Annotated in this window: 11 protein-coding genes; 6 read left to right on the forward strand and 5 right to left on the reverse strand. The window is 71.6% G+C overall.

Features of this window, described 5'->3' with window-relative positions:
- The first annotated feature begins 6 nt into the window (after positions 1 to 6).
- Positions 7 to 870: an endo alpha-1,4 polygalactosaminidase gene (locus ACFRCG_RS42895; RefSeq protein ID WP_380041911.1), complete on the forward strand. Its 864-nt coding sequence runs from the start codon at positions 7 to 9 to the stop codon at positions 868 to 870.
- Positions 871 to 1010: 140 nt separating this feature from the next.
- On the forward strand, positions 1011 to 1331 hold the full coding sequence (locus ACFRCG_RS42900) for a DUF6087 family protein (RefSeq protein ID WP_380041914.1): 321 nt from the start codon (positions 1011 to 1013) through the stop codon (positions 1329 to 1331).
- 60 nt (positions 1332 to 1391) lie between these two features.
- Here ACFRCG_RS42900 and ACFRCG_RS42905 read toward each other — a convergent pair whose 3' ends face one another.
- Positions 1392 to 2318, reverse strand: coding sequence for an SMP-30/gluconolactonase/LRE family protein (locus tag ACFRCG_RS42905; protein ID WP_380041917.1), 927 nt, complete (start codon positions 2316 to 2318; stop codon positions 1392 to 1394).
- 173 nt (positions 2319 to 2491) lie between these two features.
- On the opposite strand from ACFRCG_RS42905, the gene ACFRCG_RS42910 reads away from it, so the two are divergent.
- Positions 2492 to 2962, forward strand: coding sequence for an Lrp/AsnC family transcriptional regulator (locus ACFRCG_RS42910; RefSeq protein WP_380041919.1), 471 nt, complete (start codon positions 2492 to 2494; stop codon positions 2960 to 2962).
- A 48-nt stretch (positions 2963 to 3010) separates the two neighbouring features.
- On the opposite strand, the gene ACFRCG_RS42915 is transcribed toward ACFRCG_RS42910, so the two are convergent.
- Positions 3011 to 3682, reverse strand: a complete 672-nt coding sequence (locus ACFRCG_RS42915; RefSeq protein WP_380041922.1) for a rhomboid-like protein — start codon at positions 3680 to 3682, stop codon at positions 3011 to 3013.
- A gap of 334 nt (positions 3683 to 4016) precedes the next feature.
- Between ACFRCG_RS42915 and ACFRCG_RS42920 the strand changes: the two genes are divergently transcribed.
- A complete protein-coding gene (locus ACFRCG_RS42920) occupies positions 4017 to 4487 on the forward strand; it encodes an indole-3-glycerol phosphate synthase (protein ID WP_380041924.1) in 471 nt (156 codons plus the stop codon).
- A gap of 97 nt (positions 4488 to 4584) precedes the next feature.
- On the opposite strand, the gene ACFRCG_RS42925 is transcribed toward ACFRCG_RS42920, so the two are convergent.
- Entirely contained in the window at positions 4585 to 6210 is a 1626-nt protein-coding gene (locus ACFRCG_RS42925) for an alpha/beta hydrolase (protein WP_380041926.1), read from the reverse strand.
- A gap of 112 nt (positions 6211 to 6322) precedes the next feature.
- Entirely contained in the window at positions 6323 to 7324 is a 1002-nt protein-coding gene (locus ACFRCG_RS42930) for an EamA family transporter (protein WP_380041928.1), read from the reverse strand.
- 80 nt (positions 7325 to 7404) lie between these two features.
- Here ACFRCG_RS42930 and ACFRCG_RS42935 point away from each other — a divergent pair, with 80 nt between their 5' ends.
- Positions 7405 to 8331, forward strand: a complete 927-nt coding sequence (locus ACFRCG_RS42935) for a LysR family transcriptional regulator (protein ID WP_380041930.1) — start codon at positions 7405 to 7407, stop codon at positions 8329 to 8331.
- 280 nt (positions 8332 to 8611) lie between these two features.
- Here ACFRCG_RS42935 and ACFRCG_RS42940 read toward each other — a convergent pair whose 3' ends face one another.
- Entirely contained in the window at positions 8612 to 8788 is a 177-nt protein-coding gene (locus ACFRCG_RS42940; protein ID WP_380041933.1) for a hypothetical protein, read from the reverse strand.
- Between ACFRCG_RS42940 and ACFRCG_RS42945 the strand changes: the two genes are divergently transcribed.
- Positions 8773 to 9705, forward strand: a complete 933-nt coding sequence (locus ACFRCG_RS42945) for a DMT family transporter (RefSeq protein WP_380041936.1) — start codon at positions 8773 to 8775, stop codon at positions 9703 to 9705. The two genes, ACFRCG_RS42940 and ACFRCG_RS42945, sit on opposite strands and share 16 nt — an antisense overlap.
- Positions 9706 to 9888 lie beyond the last annotated feature (183 nt).

A 9888-nucleotide genomic window follows, 5' to 3' on the forward strand; every position in this document is an offset into this window, starting at 1 on the left:
CCGACCATGCGCCCACCGGCCCGCCGTCGCCGCACCCTCCTCCTCACGCTCGTCGGGGTGGTGACGGCGACCCTGCTCACCGGGTGCGCGTCGGAGGGCATCGAGATCGCGCCGCATCCGCCGGCGCCCGCGTCGATCGCCCCGCCCGCTCCGGGCGTGGTGCGCCCCGAGCCGCACGCCCGGTTCGACTACCAAATCGGCGGCGCCTACGCCCCGCCGCCCGGCGTACGCGTGTTGTCCCGCGACCGCACCGCCCGCCCCGAACCGGGCCGGTACAACATCTGCTACATCAACGCCTTCCAGGTCCAACCCGACGCCCTCGACCGATGGCAGCGCGAACACCCGGACCTGCTGCTGCGCGACGGCGGCACCATCGTGATGGACACCGAGTGGAACGAGGCCCTGCTCGACATCTCCACCGACGCCAAACGCACGGCCCTCGCCGCGATCGTCGGCGACTGGATCGACGAGTGCGCCCGGTCGGGTTTCCAGGCCGTCGAGCCGGACAACTTCGAGTCCTACACCCGCTCCCACCGCCTCCTCACCCCGGCCGACGACATCGCCTTCGCCCGCCTGCTCGCCGCCCGGGCGCACGCCGCCCATCTGGCCATCGCCCAGAAGAACGGCGCCGAACTGATCGACCGCGGTACCGATATCGGCTTCGACTTCGCGGTGGCCGAGGAGTGCGGCCGATACGACGAATGCGGTGCGTACGCTTCGGCCTACGCGAACCGCGTCTTCGTCGTCGAGTACGCCAAGCCCCACTTCACCGCGACCTGCCGGGTCTGGGGCGGGACGTTGTCGGTGGTCCTGCGCGACCGGAATGTGACGCCGGCGGGCAACCGCGAGTATCGCTACGAAACCTGCTGAGCCTCGGGACCTGCCGGGCGTCGCCCGCCGGGCACCGGCGGCTTCCCCCACCCGGATCAACCCTCGCCGATCCTTGCACCCGTGCCCGATCAAGCCGCTACGGTTCCGGTCAAAGCCTACCCATCCGGACCGGAGAGCACGTGAGCAACGACGAACCCCTGGAAGACTGGGCGGCCCGACGCGAGCAGCGGCTGCGTCCCGTCGGCGAACGCAAGGCCGTACACCTCACCGGCCCGCCCCGCGCGTCCCACGTCGATCGTGAGGCACCGCGCGTCGTCCTGGAATGGGACGGCTACCAGTGGGTCACCCTGGCCGTCGCCGCGAACTACCTCGAAGCGGCAAGGCTGTTGTATCCGTCGTCGCGGGAAGGAGCCGGCGAGGACGGTACGACGGCCACCCACCGCACGCGACCGGGCCCGTATCTGGGCGAGGGCACCGGCCGCCACCGCAGGACCACATAACGCGAGTGCGTCAACTCCGCCGCACCACAGGCGGGTTCGACCTCCGATCCCTCGCCTCCGTCAGCACCCGGGCAGTCGTGACAGGCCCGTGACGGCGGTGACCAGGGAGTACAGGGCGTTGTTGGCGGCGATGAACATGCGGTTGCGCTTGGCCCCGCCGAAGGTGATGTTGGCGACGGGTTCGGGGGTGCGGATGCGGCCGATGAGGGTGCCGTCGGGGGCGTAGCAGTGCACCCCGTCGGCCATCGCCGCCACCCACAACCGACCCCCGTCGTCGAAGCGGATGTTGTCGAACCGTCCGTCGCCGGCCCGGCATTCGACGAACACCTCGCCTTCCGAGAGGGTCCCGTCCGCGCGGACGTCGAACACGCGCACATGGTTGGCGCGGGTGTCGGAGACGTACAGCCGGCGTTCGTCGGCGGACAACACCAGGCCATTGGGCCCGGCGAACCCGTCGGCGACCAGCCGCACATCCGCGGTGACCGGGTCGATCCGGTACACGTTCGGCGCACCGATCTCGCTCTCGCCGCGATGCCCCTCGTAGTCGGTGGTGATGCCGAAGTCGGGGTCGGAGAAGTAGATCGATCCATCCGAGTGCACGACCGCGTCATTGGGGCTGTTCAGCCGCTTGCCCCCGAAACGATCGGCCAACACGGTGACGGAGCCGTCGTGTTCGGTGCGGGTGACCCGACGATTGCCCTGTTCGCAGGTGATCAGTCGACCCTGCGCGTCGAGGGTGTTGCCGTTGGGATGCCCGGCCGGCGAACGGAAGACGCTCACCACCCCGTTGGTCTCGTCCCAGCGCATCATGCGGTCGTTGGGAATGTCGCTCCAGATCAGGTAGCGCCCGGCCGGGAAGTACAGCGGCCCCTCCGACCAACGCCCCCCGTCGTACAGCGTCTCCAGTCGATCGTCGCCGTAGATGCACCGCTCGGTGCGGAACCGTTCGTCGATCACATCGTAGATCGGAGTTCGTGCGTCGGACATCGTCTCGCAGCTCCTCGTCATCACAGAACAGCATCTCGTGCTTTGCAATGATTACCGAATATGATTCGACCACGTCAACATCGAGCCGAACGCGCCACACCTCTCCCCGGCACCGCCGACCCCGCCCGCTACCATCGAGCCCCCGCGATCGGCACGACCCCCACGGAGGACCCATGGACGACGTCGATCGGGGCCTGCTCGCGCTGCTCCAAGCCGACGCGACGCGCACCTACGCCGACCTCGGCCGGGAGATCGGCCTGTCGGCCGGCGCCACCCACGAGCGGGTCCGCAAGCTCCGCGCCGCCGGCGTCGTCCGCCGCACCACCGTCGACGTCGACCCGGCCGCCGTGGGCCTCGACGTGCTCGCCTTCGTCACGGTCGACTCGGTCGCCTGGATCGGCGACTCCGGACCGGCCTTCGCCGCGATCACCGAGATCCAGGAGGCGCACGTCGTCGCCGGCACGGCCTCCGTCCTGCTCAAGGTCCGCACCGCGTCGACCGGCGCGCTTCAGGACGTACTGCGCCGCATCCACGCCATCGCCGGGGTGAGCAGCACCCAGGCCACGATCGCCCTGGACACCTTCTTCGAACGCCCCGCCCCCACCACGCCGGCACCGGTCGGGGCCGCGCCCGACGAACGTTGACCCGGTCCGGGCCCGCGCCCGTCGGGCCGCACGCCACCCCGCCGCGCCCTACGAACCGCCGGACGTCGCCCCGACCGCGTCGCCGGCCGATCGGGTCGCGCGTCTGCCGCGCCACCACGCGTCCGGATCCCACCTCGGCCACCCGCGCGCGAAGCGGTGGCAGCACAGTCCGATCAACGCCGCGCACAGATGCCCGGTCGCGGTGACGTCCCGCTGCGAGAGCAGCGGCAGGCCCACGTACAGGGCCAGGCCCACCGCGTAGGCCCAGCGCCAACGGCCGGCGATGCCGTGGAAAAGCAGCCCGGCGACCGCCATGTAGCCGTAGCTGGGCCCGACATCCACCTGCAGGCGCGCACTCTCCGCCAGCGTGCCCTCGTGGATCCGGACCAGGACCAGCGCCTGGCTGATGCACGTGGCGCCCACATGCCCGAGCGCGGCGACCGTGAGCATGCGCCGCGTGCCCACCCACCGTTCGGCGACCGCGCACAGCGCGGTGAGTATCACGACGAACCTGATCACGTGCCAGCCCTCGGCCCACACCGCGCTGGCCGGTATCACCCACAGCGGCCTGGTGTCGAGATTGTGCAGGTTCGTACTCTGCCGGCGCAGAAAGGCCACCCGCTCGTCGGCGGTCAGCCGCACATACATGTCGAGCGTCGTGACGTGAATGATCAACAGCCAGAGGTACGTGGCCGGCGCCGACACGACCCAGGCGCGCATCGCGCCGACGGCACGCCGCGTCGACTTGAGGGTTGGCGCGAGCAATGGTTCCCCCATCGGGAGGCGGACGTCCGTACCGATCCAACCGCGCGGATCCCCAACCGAACTCCCGGCCCGACGCGCACAAACGCACACGGCCGCAGGACGCGAGGTCGCACGGCGCGTACGGACAACAGGGTATGCCGGCGACCCGCGCGCCCCGGCCCGTCGCACCGGCCACCGGCGGGAGACGACGGCGGGGCCGCCCGGCGGAAACCGGCGTAGCGGCGGACCCGTGTCGCTATCGTTACTCACCGTCCGCGCCCGTTCGGGGTGCGCCACGGAAAGGCCCACGGTGTTCACGAGCGTCCTGATGGTCGAGCAGCCGCTGTCCGCGGCGGACGTCGACCTCGTCACCACTCTCCACGACGACACGATGTCCTTCGTCGTACTGCTCCAGCCGCGCGGCGCCGAGGACCGTCTGCTGCGCGCCATCGACGACGTCGCCCTGGGCGAACTCCAGCAGGCCGTCCACGAATCCGACGAGCCCGAGGGCGAGGAGGCGCTTCGGCCCGCCGCCCTCGCCCTTCAGCACTCGCTCCGCAGCCTGCGGGACGCGGGCAGCGAGGCCGTCGGACAACTGGTCGAGGGTCATCCGCTGGATCTGCTCCGGTCCGTGGTCGAGCAGACGAATGCCGACGAGGTCATCGTCCTGACCGCCCCGCACCTGGTCGAGGAGTTCTTCCACCGGGACTGGGCCAGCCGCGCCCGGCACAAGGTGGGTGTGCCGGTGCTGAAGCTGTACGCCCACAGCGACGAGGAGTGATGCGCGTCGCCGCGCCTCGCCCGGGTCGGCGCGGGTCGGTGGCCGTCGGCGGGGAGCCGACGGCCACCTGATCACACCGGGTCGAGGGGTCGACGGGTTATCGGAGGACGCCTCGAACGGCCTCGGGGTCGGTGGGCGCGAGGGGCGGGGCCACGCCCGCGTCCTTGGCGGTGAGCCCGGGCGGCGGGGTCACGTACACGGGGGTGGGATCGGCCCCGGGGGCGCAGGTCTTGGCGATCCGGCCGCCACCCCTGGGGAGGCTGCCGTCGCGCAGGTAGGCGGTGAAAGTGTCGTCCAGGCAGGCGTTGCCGTGGAACAGGATCTCGTGGAAACTGCCGCCGGTCTGGACGACCAGCTTGGAGTTCGGCAGCGCGTCGCGCATCGCGAGGCCGCCCTCGTACGGCGTGGCGGCGTCCTCGGTGGCCTGGAAGAGCAGGACGGGTGGCAGGCCCTTGCCGGTGATCTTCAGCCGGCCCGCCTGATTGCCCTGGTAGGGCCAGAACATGCAGGCCGCGTTGTACCACATGTTGTTATAGGTGTAGAAGGGCGCGGTCGCGTCGACCCGGGCCTGGTCCTTCTTCCAGAACTCCCAGTCGCGCGGCCAGGCGTTCTCCGTGCACTGCGCCGCGTTGTACGCCGGGAAGGTGGCGTCGTCGGTGCCCGGCGCGGCGTAGCGGTTGTAGGCGATGTTCAGCGGCCTGGTGTCGTGTTGGGTGACATACGCGGAGAGCACCGTGGCCATCCGCGGCCAGCGCAGGAAGTTGTAGCCGCCGCCGTAGAAGGTGTCCTCGAACTCGGCGGGGCCGATCCTGCCGGGCGCGGGCGCGGCGTCGACGGGGTCGGTCCGCAGCGCGGACTCGACCCGGTCGTACGCCCGCCGGACGGCGGCGGCGTCGGTGCCGAGGTGGTAGACCGGGTCGGCCTTGGCGGTCCACTCGGCGAACGCGTCGAAGCGGCGCTGGTGTTCCCGGTCCTGGAGGATGTTGTGGTCGTACCAGCTGATGGTCGGGCCGACGATGCTGTCCAGCACCATGCGGCGCACGCGTGACGGGAAGAGTTGGCCGTAGGTGGAGCCCAGCGAGGTACCCCAGGATCCGCCGTAGAAGTTGATCTTCGACGCGCCCAGCGCGCGCCGGATGCTGTCCATGTCGCGCGCGTTGTCGACGGTGGTCATGTGCGGCATCAGCCAGGACCAGTCGGCCGCACAGTCGGCGGCGTATCCGGCGGCCTTCGCCAGCCACGCCTTCGAAGTGCCCTGGCTGATCCGGTAGTCGGGCCGTTCGCCGTGGAAGTAGGTCGCGTCGCACACGACATGCGGTTCGCTGCCGTTGGTGCCGCGCGGGTCGAAGCCGATCCAGTCGTAGGTCGAGGCGACGTCCTGGGGGATCTGCCCGGAGATGAACGCGGGCATCCACAACCCCGAGTCCCCGGGGCCGCCCGGGTTGAGCAGGATCGGTCCCTGCCGCTTGTCCCCGGGCGCCGTGGCGGGCAGTCGGTTCACCTTGATCTTGATCTTGCGGCCGCGCGGGTCCGCGTAGTCCACCGGCACGTCGAGCATCGCGCATTCGAGCGCGGGCGTGGTGGCGTCGTTGCAGGAACTCCAGACGAGTTTTCCCTGCCCGGTGTCCTCGGCGGCGGGATCGTCGGGCGCGGCACCGACCGACGCTCCCCCGAGAGCCACGATCGCGGCGACCGCCGAGCACAGGGCGATGACTTTTTTCATGCTGAGCATGATGTGATATGTGAAATTGCATAACCAGCCCACCGTTCACCACGTTGCCAAGCTTTTACTCACCGCGGTCGGTGTTTTCGACGCGACCGGCGGTCGGCGGTGGTCACCGGCCACCCGAATCGGCCGCCTGTTCCCGCTGCGGGGCGGTGGCCGGAGCGGATGCGGCGGGGGTGGCGGGGGTGGCGGGGGTGGCGGACTTCGGGGCCGGGGTGGGAAGTTGGCCCGCGACGATGGCGGCCAGGGCGAGGGCGAAGCCGGCGAGTTGGATCGGGCCCAGCGTCTGGTCGAGGACGACGGCACCCAGCGTCGCGGCGACCAGGGGGGAGAGCAGGCTGAGAACCGCGACGGAGGTGACGGGCAGCAGGCCGATGCCCTGGAACCACAGGACGTAGGTGATCAGACCGCCGACCACGCCCAGCCAGAGGTAGCCGACGGCGGCGTTCGTGTCGATCGCCGGCGGCGCTCCCTCGGCCAGGAAGGTGACCGGTACCAGGAACAGGCCCCCGGCGGTCATCTGCCACCCGGCGAAGGCCAGCGGGCCGACCCCGTCCGGGCGTCCCCAGCGTTTGGTGAGCGTCAGGCCGGACGCCATCATGGCCGCGCTCGCGAGGCCCGCCACGATGCCCACGGTGTCGAGCGCGGCGTTCGGCCCGATCACCACCAGGCCGACGCCGACCGCGCCCGTCACGCCCCAGAACAGCCGCCGCGGGGACAGGCGTTCGTGCAGCACGCCGACGGCCAGGACGGCGACGATCAGCGGCTGGGCCGCGGACAGCGTGGCGGCGACGCCGCCGGGCAGGCGTTCGGCCGCGATGAACAGCAGCGGCAGGAACAGGCCGATGTTCAGGACGCCGAGCGCCGCGGCCTTGGCCCACCAGGCGCCGCGCGGCAACGTCCGGGTGAACGCCAGCGCGATCAGGCCGGCGGGCAGCGCACGCATCAGGCCCGCGAAGAGCGGGTGGCCGGACGGGAGCAGTTCGGTGGTGACGATGTAGGTCGTGCCCCAGACCAGGGGCGCCAGGGCGGTCAGGGCGGTACGCGGCAGGTTCCCGTGGCGGACGCCGCCCGTGCCGCCGGACGGCCCTCGGCCGGCTCGGCTTGTCATGGCTCGAAGTCTGACCCGACACCGATCGATGAGTCCAAGACATGTTTGTCACCGCATCGATCTCGATTCAAGATTGATTCATGGAGCTCCAACAGATGCGCTACGTCGTCGCCGTGGCCGAGACCAACAGCTTCACCCGCGCGGCGGAACGCTGCCTGGTCGTCCAGTCCGCCCTCAGCCACCAGATCGCCCGGCTCGAACGTGAACTCGGCGCGCAACTGTTCGCCCGAACCAGTCGGCGGGTGCGACTCACCCCCGCCGGCGAGGCGTTCCTGCCCTCCGCCCGGCAGTGCCTGGACGCGGCCGAACGGGCCGCGGCCGAGGTCGCCGCCGCCGTCGGCGAAGTACGCGGACGCCTCGCCGTCGGCCTCATCCCCACCGTCTCCGCCGCCGACATCCCGGACGCGCTCGGCGACTTCCGCCGGCGCTACCCGCACGTACGGATCAGCCTGCGGGTCGGTGCCAGCGACGACTTGATCGAGCAGGTCCGGGACGGGACGCTCGACGTCGCCTTCCTCGGCCTGCCCACCACCGCCCACCCCCGGGGTGTGGCCGCCCACGAACTCGGCCGCGATCACCTCGTCGCGATGGTCGGCCCCGACCACCCGCTGGCCGACGCGTCGACCGTCGACCTGCACCGGCTCTCCGCCGAGGTGTTCGTGGACCTCCCGGCCGGGACCGCCGGACGTATCCAGTCCGACCAGGCCTTCGCGGCGGCCGGGCTCACCCGCGACGTCGCCTTCGAGATCACCACCACCGACTTCATCCCCCGCCTGGTCGGCCGCGGCCTGTGCGTGGCGATGTTGCCGGCCGCCTACGCGCCGCGCTTCGCCGGTGTCGTCACGCTGGAGATCGCCGACGCGCCGGCGCGGGTCGAGTACGTCATCTGGAGCCGCTTGGCCCGCACCCCGGCGGCAAGCGCGTTCCTCGGCATCCTCGGTGTTCCCGGTCTTCCCGGTCTTCCCGGTCCTCCCGACACAACGACCCCGGACCGAGACGACGCGTGAGCCGACGGGCCGGAACACCCGGGCCCACTCCCCCGATCCCCGGGCGCGGTGTCCGGGGCAGCCGGCAGCGTGCGGAACGCCACCCGTCCTCCTCCGTGCCTCCGTGACACCGAGGACGACCCGAACTCCCGCGAGATCGCCGGTGATTCTCGAGATCCGTACGCACCGTCCGAAGCCGGGTACCACCGACGACTTCGCCCGCACGCGGATGACGGACCCGTGCCGTGTGCCGATACGTGCCTGCACGATACGGTGATCCTCGTGCATCGCCATCGCGTCATCACCCCGCCGCCCCGCCACTGAGCGGGGCGTCTTTCGGGTCCGGCAGGCCGATGCCGCCGAGACCCCATTCGGTGCTGCCCGATGTGCAGCGATCCGCATTGAAGCGCTGACACCCCGCTCCGACGTTGTCCTCGTCCACGTCGAAGTCGGAGCTTTCCCATGTCCGCACGTCCATCGTCTTTCCTTCCGGCATCCTCCTCGGCCGCCGCCCGCAACCCGCGCGGCGGCACCGGCCTGCTGGTCCTCGCCGGCCTGCTCTGGGGCACCGGCGGCCTCGCCGGCTCCCTGCTCGCCTCCCGGGCGGAGCTGAGTCCGCCGGCCGTCGCCGCGTACCGCCTGCTGCTCGGCGGCATCCTGATCACCGCCTACGCCGCGGTCGGCGGGCGCCTCGGGGTCCTTCCGCGCGGACGGGCGGCATGGTCCCGGATCGCGACCACCGGCCTGTTGCTCGCGGTCTTCCAGGCCGCGTACTTCGGTGCGGTGGCGACCACTTCCGTCGGTCTGGCCACGCTGACCACGATGGTCGGCGTCACCGTCATGGTGACCGTCGGGTCCGCGCTGCTCGACCGGCGGCGGCCCTCGCGCCGCGCTGTCGCCACCCTCGTCGCCGCCGCGAGCGGCCTGGTCCTCCTGCTCGGCTCACCCACCGCGGGGGGTCATCGGGTGGCGGGCGCCGCACTGGCCCTGCTCGCCGCGGCGGGCTTCGCCATACTGTCGCTGGATCGCCGCGAACAACCCGCCGGCCTGGACCGCATCGCCTCCACCGGCCTGAGCTTCCTCGCCGGAGCGGCCCTGCTCCTGCCCGTTGGCCTCGTGTCGGGGATGACCTTCCAGGTCCGCCCCGACACGCTCGGCACCCTGCTCTTCCTCGGCCTGTTCCCGACCGCCGCCGCCTACACCGGCTACTTCGCCGGACTCCACCGTGCCGGCCCCGGCGCCGGCACCATCGCCGTGCTCCTGGAACCGCTCACCGCCACCGTCCTCGCCGTGCCGCTCCACGGCGAACACCTCGACGGCCGCCGGATCCTCGGCGCTCTCCTGGTCCTGATCGCCATCTCCATCCAACAGACGGCCTCCCGCGACTCCTCCTGAACGCCCGCCGGTCGCCCCGGGGGTTGGACAAAACCCCAAAACCCCCGGGCCCCCCCCCCCCCGCCGCGCCGGGCCCCCGCCACCCCCGCCCGGCCGCGCCCCCGGGGGTGCCCGCCCCCCCCCCCCCCGGCCTGCCCCGCGCCCCCCCACGACTCCTCGGGGAGGGACCAGACGACGTCGACG

Origin of the sequence: Embleya sp. NPDC056575 (assembly GCF_042793325.1) — a bacterium.
Taxonomy (GTDB): Bacteria; Actinomycetota; Actinomycetes; order Streptomycetales; family Streptomycetaceae; genus Embleya.